The 20584-nt window shown below is 71.1% G+C and carries 9 protein-coding genes; 5 read left to right on the forward strand and 4 right to left on the reverse strand.

Translation table 11 applies throughout. The features are described 5' to 3' along the window. Nucleotide 1 precedes the first annotated feature (1 nt). Nucleotides 2-949, reverse strand: a complete 948-nt coding sequence (locus NQZ70_RS24810; RefSeq protein ID WP_129576400.1) for an AEC family transporter — start codon at nucleotides 947-949, stop codon at nucleotides 2-4. Nucleotides 950-1348: 399 nt separating this feature from the next. Then, nucleotides 1349-3337: a transketolase gene (tkt, locus tag NQZ70_RS24815; RefSeq protein ID WP_129576402.1), complete on the reverse strand. Its 1989-nt coding sequence runs from the start codon at nucleotides 3335-3337 to the stop codon at nucleotides 1349-1351. Nucleotides 3338-4638: 1301 nt separating this feature from the next. Here tkt and NQZ70_RS24820 point away from each other — a divergent pair. Together NQZ70_RS24820 and NQZ70_RS24825 are read left to right on the forward strand one after the other, a co-directional pair. Further along, complete coding sequence (locus tag NQZ70_RS24820) at nucleotides 4639-5625, forward strand: response regulator (RefSeq protein ID WP_129576403.1); 987 nt, start codon at nucleotides 4639-4641, stop codon at nucleotides 5623-5625. A gap of 61 nt (nucleotides 5626-5686) precedes the next feature. Beyond that, complete coding sequence (locus NQZ70_RS24825) at nucleotides 5687-11698, forward strand: AAA family ATPase (protein ID WP_129576404.1); 6012 nt, start codon at nucleotides 5687-5689, stop codon at nucleotides 11696-11698. Nucleotides 11699-11731: 33 nt separating this feature from the next. Here the strand turns inward: NQZ70_RS24825 and NQZ70_RS24830 are convergent, their stop codons facing one another. After that, entirely contained in the window at nucleotides 11732-12865 is a 1134-nt protein-coding gene (locus NQZ70_RS24830) for an acyl-CoA dehydrogenase family protein (protein ID WP_129576405.1), read from the reverse strand. 542 nt (nucleotides 12866-13407) lie between these two features. Here NQZ70_RS24830 and NQZ70_RS24835 point away from each other — a divergent pair. Together NQZ70_RS24835 and NQZ70_RS24840 are read left to right on the forward strand one after the other, a co-directional pair. After that, nucleotides 13408-14529 (forward strand): hypothetical protein, encoded by a 1122-nt coding sequence (locus NQZ70_RS24835; RefSeq protein ID WP_129576406.1) that lies wholly within the window; start codon nucleotides 13408-13410, stop codon nucleotides 14527-14529. Nucleotides 14530-14569: 40 nt separating this feature from the next. Continuing rightward, nucleotides 14570-16204: an amidase gene (locus NQZ70_RS24840; RefSeq protein ID WP_129576407.1), complete on the forward strand. Its 1635-nt coding sequence runs from the start codon at nucleotides 14570-14572 to the stop codon at nucleotides 16202-16204. Between the two features lie 103 nt (nucleotides 16205-16307). Here NQZ70_RS24840 and NQZ70_RS24845 read toward each other — a convergent pair whose 3' ends face one another. Beyond that, nucleotides 16308-19031, reverse strand: a complete 2724-nt coding sequence (locus NQZ70_RS24845; RefSeq protein WP_129576408.1) for an RICIN domain-containing protein — start codon at nucleotides 19029-19031, stop codon at nucleotides 16308-16310. 1205 nt (nucleotides 19032-20236) lie between these two features. Here NQZ70_RS24845 and NQZ70_RS24850 point away from each other — a divergent pair. After that, on the forward strand, nucleotides 20237-20584 hold the full coding sequence (locus tag NQZ70_RS24850) for a hypothetical protein (RefSeq protein ID WP_129576409.1): 348 nt from the start codon (nucleotides 20237-20239) through the stop codon (nucleotides 20582-20584).

Genomic DNA, 20584 nt, shown 5'->3' on the forward strand with positions numbered 1-20584 from the left:
GTCACGCGAGGAGCCGGCGCAACGCCTCGACCACGGCCGGCAGGGTCGCCAGCGCCCCGAGCGTCGTCACGACCGCGGTGGCCGCGGCGAACTCGCCGTCGCAGCCGTACCGCGCCGCGACGATCACGGACACCATGGAGGTCGGCATGGCCGACTGCAGCACCGCCACCTCGGACACCGGCCGCCGGAGGCCGAGCGCGACCGCGGCGCCGAGCGCGACCGCCGGGGCGACGAGCAGCTTCACCGCGGCGACGGCGACGAGCGGCCGCACGCGGCCGCGCAGCGAGCGCAGGTCGAGGCTCAGGCCGAGCGCGAGGAACACGAGCGTCGGGGTCGCGCTCCCGAGCGCGTCGAGCGCGCGCTCCACCCACGTCGGCAAGGGGATCGGCAGCGCGTAGAGCGCGAGCCCGGCGGCGATCGACAGCACGTTGGGGTGCAGGATCACCCGGAGCAAGCTCCGCGCGTCCGCGTCGCCGCCCGCGCCCATGCGCGCGGCGAGCGCGACGCCGAAGGTCCAGAGCATCAGCGTCGTGACGATGCTGTCGACGAGGATCGCGGTCCCCGCCGCGTCGCCCGCCCGCCCGTAGAGGGCGAGCACGACGGGCACGCCGAGGAACCCGGTGTTGGAGAAGCTGCCGACGAGGCCCGCGGCGCCCTGCGCGGCGCGCGGGAGCCCGAGGGCGCGCGCGACCGCGATGCCCGCCAGGGCGCACGCGAAGAGCGCGATCGCCGAGGCGGCGACGGCGCCCCACGCGCCGTGGCCGATGCCGGAGCGACGCAGCACGGAGACGATCAGCGCCGGCGTGGTCACGTCGATGACGAGCCGGTTCAGCGCGGCCGCGTCCGCCTGGCCGCCGCGGCCGAGCGCGCGCAGCAGCACGCCGACCCCGAGCACCGCGAAGAGGGCCAGGAGCTGCGAGATCAGGTCGCCCGACGGCACGGGCGGCATGTAGCTCCGCGGCGCGCGGCGTCCAGCGCTCTCGTCGCCAGCGCTCTCGTCGCCAAGGCTCTCGTCGATCGAGCGGCCCGCGTCACGGCGCGCGCCCTCCCGGCCTGCCGGCGGGCGACCGTGGCGCAGCGCCGTCGTCGGCCGCGGCAGGGCAGCTCTCCGCGGTCTCGCCGCTGCAGCACTCGGCCTGGTTGGCGCCGAACATCGGGCAGCGGCCGTTCACGCACGCGGCGTGGCCATGGATATAGGCGAGCGGTGAAGCGCAGAGCCGGCAGCGCACCGCGGCGGACTATAGCCGGCCGGCGCCCGCCGGAACAGCGGCGGAAAGGGCGCCAAGGACGCCGGGAGCGCGCTGCTCCCCGACGTCCTCGGCGTATGGGCGGGCGGCTCTTCCGAGCCTCAGGGCACGAGGTCCTGCACCGCCTGCACGACGGCCTGCGGGTTCATGCCCAGCCGGTCCATCACGATGTCGCCGGGGGCGCTCGTGCCGTAGCGGTCGATGCCGAGGGCGAGCCCCTTGGAGCCCACCCACTGGTGCCAGCCGAAGGTGACGCCGGCCTCGATGGACACGCGCCGGGTGCACGCCGCGGGCAGCACGGCCTCGCGGTAGCCGCGGTCCTGGCGCGCGAACCGCTCGACGCACGGCATGGAGACGACGCGGACGCCGGGGCCGATCCGCTTGGCGGCCTCGACCGCGTGCTGCACCTCGCTGCCCGTCGCGATGATGATCGTCTCGAGCGCCGCCGTCTCCTTGACGAGGACGTAGGCGCCGCGCCGGACGCCCTCGCGCTTCAGGGCGGCGTCGCCCGGCAGCATCGGGACGGCCTGCCGCGTGAGCGCGAGGACCGTCGGCCCGTCGGTGCGCTCCAGCGCGGCGATCCAGGCGCCGGCCGTCTCCTCGGCGTCCGCCGGCCGGATGACGTCGAGATCGACGATGGCGCGCAGCCCGGCGACGGTCTCGACGGGCTGGTGCGTCGGCCCGTCCTCGCCCACGCCCACCGAGTCGTGCGTGAAGATGTAGATGACCGGCAGGTGCGACAGCGCGGCCAGGCGGATGCTCGGCCGCAGGTAGTCCGCGAACACGAGGAACGTGGCGCCGCTCGGGCGCAGGCCGCCGTGGTAAGCGATGCCGTTCAGGATCGCCCCCATGCCGTGCTCGCGGATGCCCGCGCGGATGTTCCGGCCGCCGGGGTGCTCCGGATCGAAGTCGGTGCTCGACGCGATGTAGTTGAACGTCGAGCCGTAGAGATCCGCGCTCGACCCGATGAGCGCGGGCACCGCCTCGGCGACGGCCTGCAGCACGGTCTCGCCGGCCTTGCGCGTGGCGACCTTGGTGCCGGCGGCGAAGGCGGGGACGCGCGCGTCGAGATCGGCGGGCACCTTCCTCGAGGTGCCCTCGTCGAGCTTCTGCGCGAGCTCCGGGTTCTTCGCGCGCCAGGCCTGGAAGGTCGACTCCCACGCCGCGCGCACCTTGCCGAGCTCTTCCTTGCGCTTCGCGAAGAACTGCTTGACCTCCTCGCTCACGTAGAAGTGCTCCGGCGGCAGCCCCAGGTTCTTGCGCGCCTGGTCCACGAACTTGGCGCCGCCCTCGCCGTGCGCCTTCTGCGTGCCGGCGACCTCGGGGATCCCCTTGCCGATCAGGGTGTGGGCCACGACGAACTTCGGCTTGCCGCTCTTCGACGCCCGCGCCTGGCTGAGCACCCGGTGGACGGCCTGCAGATCGTTGCCCTGCTCGATGTGGAGCACCTCGAAGCCGTAGGCCTCGAAGCGCTTGGCCGTGTCCTCGCTCTGGGTCTTGGCGGCCATCGCGTCGAGGGTGACGTCGTTGGCGTCGTAGATGAGGATCAGGTTGTCGAGCTTGAAGTGCCCCGCGAAGGCGGCCGCCTCGGCGGCCACGCCCTCCTGGAGGCAGCCGTCGCCGGCGAGGCACCAGACGGTGTGGTCGAAGATCGTGTGCTCCTGGGTATTGTAGCGGGCGGCCATCATCTTGGCGGCCACCGCGTGCCCCACCGCGTTGCCCACGCCCTGACCGAGCGGGCCCGTCGTCGCCTCGACGCCCTCGGTGTAGTGGTACTCCGGATGGCCGGGCGTCTTCGACTCCCACTGCCGGAAGCGGCGGATGTCGTCGATGGACACCGGGTAGCCCGAGAGGTGCAGCCAGGCGTACAGGAACATGCTGCCGTGGCCGGCGGACAGGACGAAGCGGTCGCGGTTCAGCCAGTGCGGTTCGCTCGGGTCGTGACGGAGGAGGTCGCCATAGAGAGCGGCCCCGATCTCGGCGGCCCCGAGCGGCAGGCCGAGGTGACCGGAGGAGCAGGCGTGGACGGCGTCCATGGCGAGGCCGCGGGCCATCGTGCACGCGGCGGCGAGCTTGGCGAAATCAGGCATGGGGCGCACTCTAACCCACTTCGTCAAGAAGCGCGCCCTTTCGCTCACCCTGCCCTCCCTCCCCCGGCCGAGCGGCGTCTGGTCTGCCTGGAGGGCTCCTCGGCGCGCGCTCGAAGTCCACGCTTTCTCGGGATGCGCGGGGCTCGCGGGTCGCCAGCTTGGTCAGGCTGGAAGTGTGCAGCGGAGGGGTGCGCCCGCGCTGCGGGCGAGCCGTCCCGCGGTGCCGCGAACCGACCCAGGTTGCGCGAACCGACCCAGGTTGGCCGGGCGGCGCGGGCTGGGATGGCGCAAGCGAGCGCCGGCCCGGCGTGGCGGAAGCTCGCGGACATCGGCGGCCGGCGCCCTTGGCGTACGCGCGATCGCGTACGTCAGGGAGCGAAGAGCGTCACAAAGCCGTGTGTGCGTTCAGCGGTGAGCGGGCCGGCGCCGAAGTCGACCGTACCCAGGAAGGCGCCGACGAGCGCGACACCGTCGTCGTGATCGATCGTCAGCTCTCCAAACGCGGTGATCGCGTCCGTGAACGTGCGGCGCCAGAGCGCCGCTCCGGAACCAACATGATTCTTCGCCCTCGGCGCGCCCCATGGCCACCAGGACATTACCGGCGCTGTCCATGGCGACCCCGCCTGCGCCCTGGACCGTCCGATGGGAGAAGCTCCACATGGAATCGCCCGCCGCATTGTATGTCATCAAATCGATGCGAACGTCGAAGAAGCCCGGGTAGGCGAGCATCGCAGCGGAGTTGCCCGCCTCGCCTACCGCGATGTCTCGCAGAGCGATCGTCCTGTCGTCCCCGGAGAGATGTCCGCGGCTGAAGAGGTGGTCCCCGTCCGGATCGAGCTTGACCAAGAAGGCGGCGAGCTGCGAGGCGTTGTCCCATGGGAGCGGGCCGCCTCCGAGGTCGATAGGCGGCTGCGGCGGCAATAGGTCGATTTGCAGCGGCCACACGCGACAGCCATGGCGCCGCGCTGGGCGTCCGAACCGCCTCGACACGGACTGCGCCGAGGTCAGCCAGCAAGCGCGCCGGCGTGCGCGTACGTGCGTACGCGCATACTGCCTACGTCAATGATAGGACGCCCGGTGTGACTCAGCCTACCCCCTTTCCTCTACCGCCTACAAAAGACGTGTTAACGCCGGCCATCCCATGGTACGAACGTTACGATGCCAGAGGGATGCCTTCCGTGACGCCTTCCGTGACAGAGATGCCAGCTCACCGCGCGTGCGCCTGCTCGCTCGCCGCCCGGCGGGACACGCCGGCCAAGCCCGGGAGGCGCCTTCGGGCCTCCTGAGACTGGCAGACACCTATGCAAGCGCAAGAATCTCGGCCCACCGGGCTCGTCCTCATCGTGGACGACAGCGCGGACAACCTCAACGTGCTGTCGGACGCGCTCATCTCCGATGGGCTGGAGGTCGCCGTCGCGTGCGACGGCGAGGAGGCGATCGAGCTGGCCGGCCTGACTCTGCCGGATCTCATCTTGCTCGACGCGCTGATGCCCGGCCTCAGCGGGTTCGAGACGTGCCAGCGGATCAAGGCCGACCCGGCGACGCGGAGCATTCCCGTCATCTTCATGACGGCGCTCGCCGAAGCGAAGTTCAGGATCCAGGGCTTCCGCGTGGGCGCCGTGGACTACGTGACCAAGCCGTTCGAGAAGACCGAGCTCCTCGCGCGGGTGCACACGCAGATCTCCCTCCGGCGCGCGACGCGGGCCATCGAGGAGCAGAATCGGAGGCTCTCGGAGGAGATCCGGGAGCGCGTCAGGGCCGAGGAGGCGCTGGCGGAGGCCGTGCAAACGCTGCGCGACACGAACGCTCGGCTCTCCGACCAGCTGCTCCAGAGCGAGCGCGCCGAAGCGGCGAGGGCCGCGCTGCAAGATCAGATCATCGCGGCCCAGCGGGAGCGGCTCCTCGAGCTCTCCGCCCCGCTCATCCCGATCATCGATGGCATCCTCGTGATGCCCCTCGTCGGCACGGTCGACGTCGAGCGCGCCAGGCAAGCGGTCGAGACCGCGCTGCACGGCGCGAGCGAGCGCGGGGCGGACCACCTCATCATTGACATCACCGGCGTCAGATCGGTAGATGAGACGGTCGCGCGCATGCTCGTGCAGGCGGCGACGGCGCTGTCGCTGCTCGGCACGCGAACGGTCGTCACCGGCATCCGCGCCGAGGCGGCGCAGACGCTCGTGCGGCTCGACCTGCACCTCGATCACGTCGTGACGAAGGCCACCCTGCAGTCGGGCGTGGAGCACGCGCTGCGGACGCGCGGCCGTCGCCGGCGCGAGGGCGAGCTCTGACGTCCGGATGAATCGTCGTTCCCCGGCATCTCCGCCGGACCCGAAGAGGAGCTGAACCGGGATGGATCTCAGAGACTACGCCGTGGGGGAGGTGCTGCACGAAGGGACCGAGACCCGCGTGTGCCGCGCGGTCCATCGCCCCTCGGGCGACAGGGTGGTGCTCAAGCTCCCTGCGGCGCCCGAGCCGAGCTCGCGCGTGACGGGGCGCCTCCTGCACGAGCATCAGATCCTGACGCAGCTCGGGGCGGTGCCCGGGATACCGCGGGCGCGGGAGCTCCTGGAGCAGGGCGGCACGGTCGGGCTGGCGCTCGAGGACCCCGGCCTCCGGTCGCTGGATCGCGTCCTCGCCGAGCGAGGGCGCTTGCCGGTGGAGGCGGGGCTGAGGCTCGGCGCGCTCCTCGCGCGGGTCCTCGAGGCCGTGCACGCGGCGGGGGTGACGCACAAGGACGTCAAACCCCAGAACGTGCTGGTCGATGCGACGTACTCGCAGGTCAAGCTGCTCGACTTCGGAATCGCCTCGTCGCTGCCGCTGGAGGCGACGGCGGCGAGCATCCCCGAAGGGCTCGAGGGGACGCTCGCGTATATGTCGCCGGAGCAGACGGGCCGCACGGCGCGGGCGATCGACGCGCGCACCGACCTGTACTCGCTCGGCGTGACCCTCTTCGAGGCGCTCTCGGGCCGGCTGCCGTTCACCGACCGCGACCCCCTCTCGCTGGTGCACGCGCACCTGGCCAGAGAGCCGCCCGCCCTCGACGAGGTCGCCCCGGAGGTGCCCCCGGGCCTCGCGGCGATCGCGGGAAGGCTCCTGGCGAAGAACCCCGACCGGCGATACCAGACGGCCCGGGGCGCAGCGGAAGACCTGGAGCGCGCGCTCCACCTGTGGCGCGAGCGCGGCACGGTGGAGCGATTCCCGCTCGGAAGCAGGGATTTCTCGCGCAAGCTGCGGCTGCCCGACGTCCTCGTCGGACGAGAGCGCGAGCGCGAGCTCCTCGGCGCGTGCTTCGCCCGCGCCGCCGAGGGCGCGGCGGAGCTCGTCCTCCTCGGCGGTCCGTCCGGCATCGGCAAGACGGCGCTGGTGCGCACCGTCTACGGGGACATCGCGGCCCGAGGGCGCGGCCTCTTGATCTCCGGCAAGCACGACCAGCTCGCGCGGTCGACGCCGTACGCGGCCATGGCGCAAGCATTCGGGGCGCTCATGCAGCAGTGGCTGGCGAGCCCGAAGCCGGTGCTCCGCGCATGGCAGGCGCGAATCGAGGCCGACGTCGGGGAGAACGCGCGGCTCATCGCCGACGTGGTGCCGGAGCTCGACCGGATCATGGGCAAGCTCGCGCCGGTGCCGCCGGTGCAGGGCGATCAGGTGCTCGCCCGCCAGCGGATCACCTGGCTCGACTTCGTGCGGGCGGTCACGGCGCCGAACGCGCCGCTCGTGATCTTCCTCGACGACATGCAATGGGCCGACAGCGCCACGCTGGAGATCCTGAAGACGCTGCTCACCGACGCGGAGCGCAGAGATCTCCTGGTGATCGCGGCCTACCGCGACAACGAGGCGCCCCCCGAGCACCCGCTGTGGAGGCTCGTCTCGTCGGTGGAAGAGAGCGGAGCGCGGGTGTCGAGGATGTCGGTGCGCCCCCTGTCGGAAGAGCACGTGCTGGCGTGGGCGGCGCGGGCGCTCGACGGCGAGGCGACGCGGGTCGAGCCGCTCGCGCGGGCGCTGTGGCACAAGACCCGAGGAAACCCGTTCTTCATGGAGCAACTGCTGCTCTCGCTGCACAAGCAGGGCAAGGTGGTCCGGGACCCGGAGAGCGGCGCGTGGCGCTGGGATCGAAAGGATCTGGCGCAGGCGCAGATCACCGACAACGTCGTGGCCTTCCTGACCGACAAGGTGCTCGAGATGCCCGAGGCGACCCAGCAGCTCCTCGGGCTCGCGGCGTGCGCGGGGCACACGTTCCACCTCCACGATCTGGAGCGGCTCAGCGGGTGGGAGCGCGCCCGGGTGACCGGGGCGCTGTGGCCCGCGCTGCAGGAGGAGCTCCTCGTGCCGGTCGACGGAGCCTACCGGACCGCGCAGGCGCTGGGGCAGAGCGGAGAGGGCGCGCTGGACGCGGAATACCGCTTCTTGCACGACCGCGTGCAACAGGCGAGCTACGAGCGCGCCTCGCCGGAGCAGCGCGTCCTGGCGCACCTGGAGATCGGCCGGCGGCTCTGGGCGCGGCACCGGGCGCAGGGCGGCACACCGCAGCAGCTCCTGGAGCTCGTGCGGCACCTGAACCTGGGCTCGGCGCGGATGGACGCCGCGGACGAGCGCGAGTCGCTCGCGCGCCTGAACCTCGAGGCCGCGCGCGCCGCGAAGGCGGCGAGCTCGCACCGGCTCCTCGCCAGCCTCGCCGAGGCGGGGCAGGCCTTGCTCGGCGACGACGCGTGGCGCGAGCACCCCGCGCTGTCGGCAGAGCTCGCGCTGGAGCGCCTCGAGGCCGCCTTTCTGATGCGGGAGTTCGACGACGTCGAGGCGCGGTCCGTGCGGCTGCTCGCGATGCCCTTGCCGGCGCTCGCCAGGCTCTCGGTGCACGAGCTCCGCGTCCGCTGCATCCAGGCAGCAGGCCAGTTCGCGCGCGGGGTGGAGCTGGGGCTCGCCGCGCTCGCGGAGCAGGACATCGTGTTTCCGGACACCGACGACGCCCGCCGCGCCGCGCTCCTCGAGGAGTCCGCCGAGCTGGATCGATGGTTCGAGGGCGATGCGGAGGCGTTCGACCGGATGCCCTCCGATCCATCGCCGGCGCACGTGCTCGTCGACGCGCTGACGATGCACCTGATGGTCTGCGCGGCAATCGGCGGCCAGCCGATCCTGTCCGCGCTCGTGATCGTCCGCGCCGTGCTCCGCGTGCGGCGGCAAGGCGTGCTCACGCCGGTCTCCCCCTTCATCATCGTCTGTTTCGCCAACGTCTGGTCGCTCACCACCGGGCTCTATCGTCGCGCCGCGAGCTGGGTCGGGCCGGGCGTGCGCGCGGCCGAGCGCGTGGCGTCCCCCTTCCTGGCAGAGTGCCTGTCCTTCGAGGGCCAGTACACGGCCTACGCCCGCCCCGCGGACGAGATGGCGCCCATCTTCGAGCGGACCTGCGCGACCGGCCTGAAGGTCGGCTCGTTCCAGGGGGCGAGCTGGGGGCTCGAAGGCGACCTGTTCTATTACCGGGTGTGGCGCGGCCAGCCGCTCGGCCAGATCGAGGCGCACCGCGCGGCCCGCTGGGGGCTGATGCAGCGCGCGGGGACCGCGCTCGGGACCCACTATTTCGAGGCGGCCGCCTCGTGGTGCGGCCTCCTGTCGACCGCGGACGGCGCGGCGAGGCTCCGCTCGGAAGAGCCGTTTTCACGAGGGTCCCGCTCCCTCCTGGCCGACGGGGACGTGATGGCGGCCGAGCTCGCGCGCATCCTCGAGGCCCACCTGTTCCTCGCCGCCGGCGCGTATCCGATGGCGCTCTCGCGGGCTCGGGAGGCCGAGCAGTTCCGCATGTCCATCTTCGGCTTTCCGCCGGTGACCGACGTGCCCCTCTGGCTCGCGCTCGCGGCCGCGAGGTGCTGGCCGGAGGTCACGGACGCGGAGGAGCGGGCCAGGCTCCGCGATCACATCGAGCAAGGCCTCGCGCGCCTCCGGTATTTCGCCGAGGGGAGCGCCGACAACTTCCTGCACAAGCTGCGCCTCCTCGAGGCGGAGCACGCCCGCGTGCACGGCAAGACCGACGAGGCCATGGCCAGGTACGACGAGGCCATCGAGCTCGCGCGCGGGCAGCGCTTCCTGCACATCGAGGCCCTCGCCGCCCAGCTCTGCGCCGAGTTCCACCTGGAGGCGGGCAGGCGCCGCATCGGCGCGCTGTACCTGCGCGAGGCCCGGGACGCCTATCTCCGCTGGGGCGCGCACGCCGTGGTCGCCCACCTGGAGGCGCGGTGGCCCGCCCTGCTGCGCGCGCCGGCCCAGCTCTCGGCCGCGGAGCGCCGCCTCGCGACGGGCGTCTCCACGCTGACCACCACCGGCGTCGCCGGCGGCGCGCAGCTCGACGTGAACACCGCGGTGCGCGCGGCGCGGGCGCTGTCGAGCGAGCTCGACCCCGAGCGGGTCGTCGGCCGGCTGATGGAGCTCGTGCTGGAGAGCGCCGGGGCGCAGCGCGGCGCCCTCTTGCTGGGCGAAGGCGAGGAGCTCTCGGTGGTGGCGCGGCTCTCGGTGCACGGAGGCCGGATCGAGACGGGCCTGTCCGAGCCGCTCTCGCAGTGCGCGGATGTCGCGAGGACGGTCGTGAACTACGTCGCGCGCACGAGCGAGCCGGTCGTGGCCGACGACGCCCGCGCCGACGCGCGCTTCGCCGCCGATCCATACGTCGCCGCGCACCCCGTCCTCTCGCTCCTCTCGCTGCCGCTCTCGCATCGAGGGCGCCTCCTCGGCGTGCTCTACCTCGAGCACCGCGAGGTCCCCGCGGCGTTCCCCGAGCGGCGGGTCGAGCTCCTGTCGATGCTCGCCGCGCAGGCCGCGATCGCCGTGGAGAACGCCCTCCTCTACCGGGACCTCGAGGCCAAGATCAAGGAGCGCACCGCCGAGCTCCGCGTCGCCAAGGAGGCGGCGGAGCGCGCCAGCCAGGCCAAGAGCGACTTCCTCTCCAGCATGAGCCACGAGCTGCGCACGCCGCTCAACGGGATCATCGGCTACGCGCAGATCCTGGAGCGGACGCCCGAGCTCCCGCCGGCGTGGCGGGATGGGCTGAGCGTCATCCACAAATCGAGCCACCACCTGCTCTCGCTCATCAACGACCTGCTGCAGCTGGCCAAGATCGAGGCGGGCAAGATGGACGCCGTCGTGACGGTGGTCCGGTTGCCTGCGCTCGTGCAGATGGTCGTCGATCTGTGCCGGGTGCGCGCCGAGGCGAAGGGGATCGCGTTCACCCACGAGCTGCGCGGCCCAGCGCTCGAGGCCGTCCGCGCCGACGAGAAGCGGCTGACGCAGGTGCTCTTGAACCTCCTCGGCAATGCCATCAAGTTCACCGAGCGTGGACGCGTGCTCTTCCGGGTCGAGGTGCTGGAGGAGAGCGTCCCTGCGGGGCGGATGGTGCGCTTCCGCGTCGAGGACACCGGTCCTGGGATCGCCGCGGAGCACCTGTCGCGCATCTTCGAGCCCTTCGAGCAGGTGGGCGAGCAGGGCGCGAGGAGCGAGGGCACCGGGCTCGGCCTCGCCATCACGAAGAAGCTCGTGGAGCAGCTCGGCGGGGCGATCGAGGTGCAGAGCGAGGTCGGCGCGGGCAGCGCGTTCACCGTGACGCTCCCGCTCGCCGAGGCGCGACCGGCGGAGCAGGCGGCGAGCCCGGGCGAGGCCCGGAGGTGGGACGCGATCGTCGGCTATCGGGGGGAGCGCCGCACGATCCTCATCGTCGACGACAACCCCCAGAATCGCGCGGTGGTGCGCGGGCTCCTCGGCCCGCTCGGCTTCGAGCTGTGCGAAGCCGACGGCGGCGAGGCGGCGCTGCGCATGGCCGCCCAGCGCGCGCCGGCGCTCATCCTGATGGACGTGTACATGCGGGGCATGGACGGCTGCGAGGCCACGCGCCGCCTCAAGCGCATGCCCGAGCTCCGGGGCGTCGTCATCCTGGCCTCGTCGGCGAGCGTCTCCGAGGCCGAGCAGCAGAAGTGCGCCGCTGCCGGCTGCGATGACTTCCTCCCCAAGCCCGTCCAGGCGAGCGCGCTCCTCGACAAGATATCGCGCCTCCTGGGCATCGAGTGGCTCCGCCGCGACGAGGCGCCCGCGCAGGGCTCGCCGGCCGAGCGGACCACGGACGGCGACGGCGGGCGCCTCACGCCGCCCTCGGCCGAAGACCTGGCCACGCTGTCGGCGCTCGCGAGCAAGGGGCTCGTCCACAGGATCCTGGACGAGGCGGAGCGGCTCAGGCTGCACGATCCGCGGCTCACGCCCTGGATCGAGCAGCTCACGGCGCTCGCGCGCGGCTACCAGACCCGGAAGCTGCGGGAGTTCGTCGGCGCGTACGCCGCGGGCGGCGCGGACCACGTCGATGATCGCGCGGCTCCCCAGGAACCGGCGTAGAGCGCCGGGCGGGCCGCCGGGCGGGCCCCGCCCTCACGGCCGCGCGCCGTCCGTCGCCCCGCGACCGCGGCCGAGCAGCCGCTGCACCGTCTCCGCCTGCAGATCGCGCGTCTGGGCCGTGAGCGAGTAGAGCATCGCCTCGCGGAAGAGGCGCTGCGCGGCGTGGTCGAGGCGGTTCGCGCTGCCGCCGGTCGCGGCGACCGCCGCGTGCGCGGCGCGGACGCCAAGCTCGACGCACCAGGCGCGGGCGCGGACCGCGTGCTCGGCGTAGCCCTCCGCCTCCGGCCGGTCCGCCCATGCGTTCACCTCGGCGCGGGCGGCCTCCCGCTCGTCCTCGAGCGCCCGCGCGGCGCCGGCCAGCTGCGCGTCGCCGCGGCGCTCGGCCAGCGACGCGAGCAGGGCGGCGGCGGCGCCGGCCGCGCCCAGGGACAGCGCCGCCGGCGTCAGCAGGCCCGCCACGTCGCGAGCGGCCTGCTGCTCGCGCGTCACGGTGGCGATCACCTGCTCGGGGCCGACGCGCAGCGCGCGCAGCGTCAGCGACACCGTGGCCGAGGCGTTCATCGCGCTGAGGCGGAGCGGCGGCGACGGCTCGATGGAGTCGCCGGCCGAGAGCGGCGTCAGCACGTACATCAGGCGGCCGTCGGGGAGCGTACCGGCGATGACCGCGTCGTCGGCGATCCCGTGGCCGGTCAACCACGGCACGGTGCCGTGGAGGCGGACGTGGTCGCCGTCGGGCTCGATCCGGACCATCGGCGGGCCCGGGCGGCGGACGTGGGAGAAGCCCACGGTGCAGAGGCGCTCGCCGGAGGCCAGGCGAGGCAGGGCGCGCTCCTTGAGCGCCTCGTTGTCGCCGCGCGCGATGAGCGGGCACGCGGCGGTGGCGTGCTGCATCTGGACGAACGCGGTCACCCCGCAGGCGCCGGCGAGGATCTCCAGGACCTCGCGCGCGACCCGCGCGGGCGCCCCGAGGCCGCCGTAGCGCGCGGGCGTCGCGATCCCGAGGAGACCGGCGTCCGCGAGCGCGCGGAGGTGCTCGCGCGGGACGCTATCGGCCTGATCCGTGGCGTTCGCCGCCGGCGCGAGCACGAGCGCCGCGAGCTCTCGGGCGCGCTCGACCAGCGCGAGCGCGTCGGCCCCGGCGGGCGGCGTGGGCGATGCGGGGGACATGCGACGGCAGTGTAGGCTGCGGCGGCGCCCCCGGAACCCGGCGCGGGCCGCGGCGGCCCTGGGAGCGTCGCAAGCAATTGAAATTATTAACTTATTGGCGCTATACGCGGGGCGCCCTCGCGCGCGTTTCGACCAGGCGGGCGGCCAGCGTCCCGCCGCGGGGCGGCGTCGGGATTCATTTCAATTCTCCCGGACCCTCTCGGCAGCCTACGGGCTGAATTCAATTCTCCCCGGCCCCTCTCGGCCCCATCTGCGTAGAGATGGCGAGCACGCGCTCCGACCGTTCCTCTCGCGTCGATTTCTTTCACCCGCACCACCCGCGCGCAACTCTTCGTCTGACGCGCCGCGCAGGCCGATAGGCCTGTTCGTGTCGCTGCTGATATTCAACTCCGGCCGGTAGAGGAAGGGACAGCGCTCACGCCGGATCTGTCGCGCCGGGGGGCTGGCGCGGCGGGGTCGAGGCCCCTGTTGCGCCTGCGGGCAGAGGGCTTCCTTACTCTTTCAGACCTCCGGCCCGTCTCGGGAATGATAGTCTGTGGATCATGACAAGACTTCGTTTCGTGACTCGCTTCTGCGCCGCGCTCGCAGCCTTCTGGCTGCCCGTCATCGCTTGTTCGGCGAGCGGCGACGGCAACGGCAACACCACGGTAAATGGCGAGGGCGGGCAGAGCGCGACCGGCGCCGGCGCCGGGAGCAGCAGCAGCAGCGGCGACGACTTTGGCGGCGACATCGGGCTGACGAGCTCGGGTCCGGGCGGCGGGCCGCCGGCTGACGCCGGGCATCAGACGACCTGCGATGACGCGGGCAACTGCACCTGCATCAGCATCGCGTCGATCGGCCATGAAGGCGTCTGGGGCCCGTGCAGCAGCGACAGCACCACGGCGCTCCAGAACTGGCTCAACACGCAGAGCACGGCCCAGGTCGACAACTACAACAGGGAGAAGCCCACGCTCACGCCGGAGTTCCTCGCCAAGTACGACGTGATCCTCCTCCAGTGGATGGTGACGAAGGGCGCGCAGAACGACGACGGGCAGCCATGGCAGTTCACGCCTGACGAGGTGAAGGCGCTCGAGGACTGGGTCAACGGCGGAGGTGGTCTCATCGCGCTGAGCGGCTATCAGTGCAATGGACAGGGGTGCACGATCCACGACGTCACGGCGACCAACCAGCTGCTTTCATTCACGGACATCCAGTTCAACGCCGACGGCGTGCTCGATCCTGCGCGGACCGGTTGCGCGAACTGCAACTGTTGGGGCGGCCCGGTGCCGCTCGGCGGCCCCCTCCCCGGGAGCGTGGGCACCTGGAACCAGGACACGCCGATCGGCAAGGACATCCGGAGCGTCGGCGCCTACATCGCGCGCTCGATCAAATCGACGACAGCGACCGTCGACTGCACCGACGGCACGAACAACTTCGCGGTGCACAAGGAGGTCGGCAAAGGCCACGTCGTCGCCTATGGCGACGAGTGGGTGACCTATTCGGGCCAGTGGCTCGGGACGGCGGCGTGCCTCAATCCCCAGATGTACACGGACCCGAACAGCCCCTGCTACGAGCGATCGGCGTCGCAGGTCTTCCAGATCTCGCAGTTCTGGTACAACGCGATCAAATACGCGGCGTCGTCGGTCGAGTGTTTCACGATCGAGGATCCGGCCATCATCAATTGACGCCGAACCTGCGTCTCGAAGCGAGAGCGAGCGATTCTTCATGAAGAAGCACAAACGTCCAGGCGGCGAGCGGATCGCCGCCATGTTGCTTGGGGTCGTCCTGGGGGCCCCTGGCGCCGCCGACGCGGCGGCGGGCCCCGTCCGCGCCCACCACATCGACGTGACCGAGCTCACGATCTCGAAGATCCGGAAGGCGTACAGGAGCAGGCGTTACACGGCAGAGGCGCTGACCCAGGCCTACCTCGACAGGATCGAGCAGTACGAGCCGTCCTACAACGCCTTCACCTCCTTGAACCCGGGCGCGCTCGAAGCGGCGCGCGCGATCGACAGGAAGCGGCGGAACGGCGAGCCGCTCGGCCCGCTGGCGGGGATCCCCGTGGTCATCAAGGAATCGATGGACGTCGTCGGACTGCCGTCGACGGCGGGCTGGGCGCCCCTCAGCTCCGAGGCAGGCGGCGTCGATCTGTTCCCGATCGAGAACGCCGTCGTCGTCGAGCGGCTGATTCGAGCGGGCGCCATCATCCTCGGGAAGACCAACATCCCGGCCTTCAGCGACGACGGGACCCGGGCCAACAGCAGCTGGGCAGGTCCCACGTACAACGCCGTCGACAGGGACCTTTCGCCCGGCGCGAGCAGCAGCGGGACCGCCACGGCGGTGGCCGCCAGCTTCGCGGTGCTGGGCCTCGCGGAGGAGACGGGGGGCTCGATCCAGAACCCCGCGGCAGCGCAGAGCCTCGTCGGCGTCAAGCCGACGTTCGCCCTGGTCCCGACGGCGGGCATCGTGCCGCTGGCCGCCAGCACGAGGGACGTCGCAGGGCCGATCGCGAAGACGGTGCTCGACGCCGCCCTGGTGATGGACGTGCTCGCCGGCTACAGCCCGGAGGACCCCAAGACGAGCGCCTCCGATGGCCGGCTGCCCCCGCACGGGTACACGAGCGAGCTCAGCAAGACCGCCCTCTGCGGGAAGCGGATCGGGCTGTACGGCCCGGGCTTTCGCCTCAGTGCCCTGTCGCCGGAGACGCAGGATCTCTACGCGCGCGCCACCCTGGAGCTCGAGCGCCAGGGCGCGACGGTCGTCGACGATCCGTTCGCCGGCAGCGGCTTCGCCGAGCTGGCCTTGCCCGGCGAGCCCTACGACATGCGAGGAACGGAGTCGCTCGCCCATGACTTTCAGCGATATCTCGAGGGATTGACGTTCGACGGGGGCGTGGTCGGCTCGATCGACGAGCTCTCGCTCATCACGGGGGTATCTCCGTTTCAAGAGGACGGCGGCCCGCTGTTCTGGTACGTCGAGAAGCTCCCCGTCCTCGCGGATTCGCTGCTTCACCCGGAGGCTCCGCCCGATCTATCGAGCTTCTGGGCCCTTCGGGGCCAGTACCTGAGCGTCTTCGACGCCGTGATGGCCGAGCACGATCTGGATGCCCTGGCGTTTCCGCAGACCTACGAGGTGAACCCGGAGCTCTTCAGCACGGACACCTACGCGGCGACCACGGAGTCGACGATCAACATCGCCGGTTTGCCCGGGGTCGTCGTGCCTGCTGGCCAGTACGAGAACGGGGCCCCCTTCGGCTTGATCTTCGTCGGCCCCCTCTGGAGCGAGCCCCGCCTGCTGGGGTATGCGTATGACTACGAGCTGGCGACCCGGCACAGGATCGAGCCCGACCTGACGCTCTAGCTCCGCCCGCCCGAAGTCCTGCCAGGGATGCAGCGGGGGGGCGGGCTGGGCCCTGCCGGACGAGCCGCCGGGCGGCGGCCGTCCGACAGAGCCTGGCGCTGCGTCAGTTGGAGCGGGTCGGCGCGTACTTGTAGAAGTTCTGCGCCCACTCGATGGTCCAGATCGTCGGCTCCACGTACACGTTCTTGTCCGCGCCGAGGACCATCTCGCTCTTGATCTTCGCCATCGCCGCGAGGAAGACGCGGCGGTCGTCCTCCATGCGCGACCGCATGACGCTCGAGGGCGGGTACAGCTCCTTGACCTGCGACACGACCGCCGTGTCGTTGATCCACCCGTCGACCCCGTGCTCGCCCTTCGGCAGGCGCTCGCCGCCGGCGTCCAGCCAGTCGCGCAGATCGTTGTTGCCGCGGTTCATGCCGTCCGCGTGGCAGCCGATGCAGGAGCTGCCGGTGTTCAGGCGGCGATCCTGGGTGGCGAAGCCCACGTTGCTGTTGATCTGCGCGTCCGTCGCGTTCCGCTGGATGCGCGGATCACGCACGATGTTGACGAAGGCGTCCACGCGGCGCTGGTTGAAGCCGCCCCACAGCGAGTACCCCTGCAGGCCGTTCGGCAGATCCCAGATGACCTCCTCCGCCGACTGCTGCAGCCCGTCGGTCCCGGTGTAGTAGCGGCAGTTCACGTAGCCGCCGCCCGCGTAGCTCGGCTGCCCATCGCACCCCGGCGGCTCGGTGCCCTGCGGCTGAGCCAGCGTCGCGATGAAGCTCCAGTTGTTCGCCGAGCCGCCGATGCCGGTCCCGCTGATGAACTTCGGGATCGGGTGCGCCCAGAAGGGGAACCGGATCTGGCCCGTCTCCCACGCCTGCTCGATCGTGTTCACGCCGCCGTCGAGCTGCCCGGTGAAGACGTCCCAGGTCTTCCAGTAGTACCCGCCGCGCCGCGTCTTGGCCCTGAAGTACATGCGGGAGTCGACCGTGATGGCCTGTTTCGTGAGCATGTATTCGTACGACTTCATCCCCTGGTCCTTGATGACGCCGAGCTCGGTCTCGAGGTCGTGCGCATACCAGGGGATCGCCATGATCGCGTTGTAGACGTCCGGACGGGTCAGCGTGTAGACGAGCTGGCTCGCCTCGATGTAATCCGTCTTGAAGCCGTCGACGTAGGGCGGCAGCACGCCGCCGTCCGTCGCGCCCTCCACGTTGCCGGCGAGGACGCGCCCCCAGACCAGCCGCGCGAAGCTCGGATCCACCTGGACGTCCGACGTGTACCGGTACTTCTCCCGGAAGGTGACGTCGGAGCCGACCGGCTCGCCCAGGTAGTTGACGCTGGTCCTCCCGAAGAAGACATCGTCGTCCGACCCGCCGAAGTGGAGCTTCGTGACGCCCTTGTTGTAGCCCCAGTAGCTGCGGGTATCGAAGCGGTAGACGATGCCCTTTCCGTTGATGTCGACCGGGTTCACGATCCTGGGAGCCCAGCGCGCCGTCGAGTTCAGCGCCTTCGACAGGCCGACGCGGGCCACGTTCATCTCCTCCGCCGAGGCGCCCTTGTTGTGGATCTCGTGCAGCGAGGCGTACTTGATGAACTCCGCGTCCGCCGCGGGGATGGTGGCCTTGTCCGTCGCGATCCACGACTTGACCTGGGCCTCGGTGACCTGCTCGCCGGCCGCGACGGGGCGCGGGGTCGTCGGCAGGCTCGGCGCGACGGCGTTGGCCCACGCCGTGACGGCGGCGAGCATCTGCGTGTTCGCGTCCCTGCAGCTCGATCCGAAGCAGTTGTGCCGGTCGATGCCCATCCGGACGACGAGCTTGGAGTCCGCCGGCTTCTTGAAGTTCACGCGCGTGAGCGCGTACTCGTGGGCCAGCGCCGGATCGACGTCGGAGTGGAGGGGCGCCTGGGCCTTGCCCGTCGAGCTGTGGCAGCCCGAGCAGTTGGTCTGCAGCAGCGGATAGACCGTCGTCTTGAAGGCTTCCAGCGACGCGGCCATGTTGAAGTTCATCTCTTTCGGGAGGCAGACGGGCTCGACGTTGACGCCGCCCTTGCCGTTCGGGAGCTGGCTGTAGCCGAGCCCGCAGCCGGACGTCGGGGCGACGCCGAGGTCGCCCGAACCGCCGGCGCCGCCGCCGCCGGTCCCCCCGGCACCGCCGGTGCCGCCCGCGCCGCCCGCGCCCCCAGCGCCGCCCGCGCCGCCGGTCCCCGTGGTCGACGAGCTCGACGAGCTCGACGAGCTGGAGGAGCTCGACGTCGTCGTCGAGCTCGAGGAGCTCGAGGAGCCCCCCACCGACTTGAGCGAGAACTTCTGGTTGTCTCCGTTGGCCCAGCCCCACTGCTGGAGGCTCGCCCCGTCCGACGTCGACCGCCCCATGACGTCGAGCACCTTGTTGCTGGCGCGGTTCGTGAGCCGCTGGACGGTCGAGGAGACGTCCGCGATAGAAAATTGCTGGCTCGTGGCGTTGCCGCAGCTGGACTGGACGATGGTGGCGCCGTTCGATGTCGACGAGCCGTTGACCCCGAGGCAGAGTCCGCTCTTCACGTTGCGCAGCCGGTAGTAGTTGCTCCCCGCAGACTCCACCCGAAACTGCTGGCTCGTGTCGCCGCTGCGGCACGAGGCGATCTGCGCGGCCGCCGAGCTCGCCGTGCTCCCGCCGCGGATCTCCACGCACTTGTTGCTCTGCACGCCGACCAGCGTGTAGGCCGCGCTCGGGTCGATCGTGAGGCCCTCGTCGAGCGCGCCGCCTTCCTCGTCCTCGTAGTCCTCCGCCAGGCCGACGCAGGACACGGCGAGAAGGCCCGTCGCGGCGGCAAGCAAGAATTGCCTGGATGCGAATCTCATGTGATTCTCCTAATTATGTTAACCAGGTAAAAAGCCGATCTGTATACAGCTCGACGCTGCCCTTCGTTGATCGGGTGCGCTCGCCGCGCGGTGAAGGCTGCCGAGGCACTGCCGCGGTTGCCCTCCGGTGAATCTCGCTCTCGAGGTCCACGGAGCGAGTGGGCTCGGTCCGTGTTCGGTCAGGCACTGCGACGAGGATAGTTATTGTTTCATGTTGGCTAGCCCGTCAAGCCGAACCTGCGTTTCGCGGTGTTTTGCGAGCCGACGTGACTATTCCGAAGTCACAACAACCGCATTTTTAGGTGATGTTGGGTAGCGCAATATCCGACATCAACCGAAGCTCAAACGGGCTCTACCGCCCGTGAGATTGAACTGCTTGAGCCTCGTTCGAAATGAGAACGTTAACGCGGCCAAATGGATCCGCCAGCGACCAGGTCGTCGCGTGCCCCAGCGGCTTCAGAAATCCAGGCTGGCTGGTCCTCCGGCGCGGTGGCTGGACCGCGAGGATACGAGCCGTCCGAGGAACGCCGAGGCGATCAGGACGTCTGGAGAAGAATCTTTACGTGGCGGCGCCAGGGCGCGCAGAGCACCGCGAGGCAGGAAATTTCGAAATTCGCTGGTCTTCTCGCACCCTTGGCACCCTCGACGGATTGATCCAGGGCTTTGCGCCAGGGTCCGCCGAGCGCCGCGCCTGCAGCTCGGAGCGCTGCAGGCGCGCAGTGACGGCGTTGATGAGTCTGATCGCGTCTATCCACCCGACCGCCGTCACGAGGCCCGGGCGCAGGGGACCTTGCGAAGGATGTTTCGAGGTGAGGAGTCGAGGAGCGAATTGCCAGCACCGCGCCGCCCAGGCTCGTCCCCGATGTCATGAATGGAATAGCCACGGAGTCACGGAGTCCCAGAAATGAATCCCTATCTTCTCCCCTCTGTGCCCTCCGTGCCCTCTGTGGTTCAACTTCTCCACGTCGGACCCAGCAGCGGGATCCGAGCGGCGTGGCGCTAGCGTCGCGGCGCCCGCGGCCACAGCAGGATCGCCGCGCCGAACATCCCATGGTACGCTCCGCCGGCACGTGCTCCGGCGCCCCAGGCAGCTGCCTCGCTCCCCGGCGGCAGAGCGCGCGTACGCGGGGCCGGGTTGGCCCCAGCGACGCGCGGGAGCGGCGGCGCGCGCTGAGCGGCAGTACGAAGATCAGGCGGAGAAACGCATGAAGATCCATCTCATCTCGCTCGTGATCGGCGCCCTCGCCCTCGGCGGCGCCGCGTGCTCCAAGGAGGCGCCGGGCGCCGGAAAGGGCGCGACCGAGCAGGCGGCCGGGGCCGCGCAGGCGCCCGCGAACGCGGCGCACGCGCCGAAGGACGTGAAGCCCGGCTCCCACGAGGACTGGTGCGGAGAGCACGGCGTGCCCGAGTCGCAGTGCAGCCGCTGCAACCCGGAGCTGATCCCGGCCTTCAAGGCCACCGGCGACTGGTGCGCCGAGCACGGCCTGCCCGAGTCGCAGTGCCTGAAGTGCAACCCCGATCTCAAGATCGTGAGACCGCCGAAAGAAAGCTGA

This window comes from Sorangium sp. So ce836, assembly GCF_028553905.1.
Lineage (GTDB): Bacteria > Myxococcota_A > Polyangia > Polyangiales > Polyangiaceae > Sorangium > Sorangium cellulosum_D.

What these genes read in the sequence shown, in the direction of transcription:
- NQZ70_RS24810 (WP_129576400.1), bottom strand. Translation starts at nt 949, where the DNA reads ATGCCGCCCGTGCCGTCGGGCGACCTGATCTCGCAGCTCCTGGCCCTC.
- tkt (WP_129576402.1), bottom strand. Translation starts at nt 3,337, where the DNA reads ATGCCTGATTTCGCCAAGCTCGCCGCCGCGTGCACGATGGCCCGCGGC.
- NQZ70_RS24820 (WP_129576403.1), top strand. Translation starts at nt 4,639, where the DNA reads ATGCAAGCGCAAGAATCTCGGCCCACCGGGCTCGTCCTCATCGTGGAC.
- NQZ70_RS24825 (WP_129576404.1), top strand. Translation starts at nt 5,687, where the DNA reads ATGGATCTCAGAGACTACGCCGTGGGGGAGGTGCTGCACGAAGGGACC.
- NQZ70_RS24830 (WP_129576405.1), bottom strand. Translation starts at nt 12,865, where the DNA reads ATGTCCCCCGCATCGCCCACGCCGCCCGCCGGGGCCGACGCGCTCGCG.
- NQZ70_RS24835 (WP_129576406.1), top strand. Translation starts at nt 13,408, where the DNA reads ATGACAAGACTTCGTTTCGTGACTCGCTTCTGCGCCGCGCTCGCAGCC.
- NQZ70_RS24840 (WP_129576407.1), top strand. Translation starts at nt 14,570, where the DNA reads ATGAAGAAGCACAAACGTCCAGGCGGCGAGCGGATCGCCGCCATGTTG.
- NQZ70_RS24845 (WP_129576408.1), bottom strand. Translation starts at nt 19,031, where the DNA reads ATGAGATTCGCATCCAGGCAATTCTTGCTTGCCGCCGCGACGGGCCTT.
- NQZ70_RS24850 (WP_129576409.1), top strand. Translation starts at nt 20,237, where the DNA reads ATGAAGATCCATCTCATCTCGCTCGTGATCGGCGCCCTCGCCCTCGGC.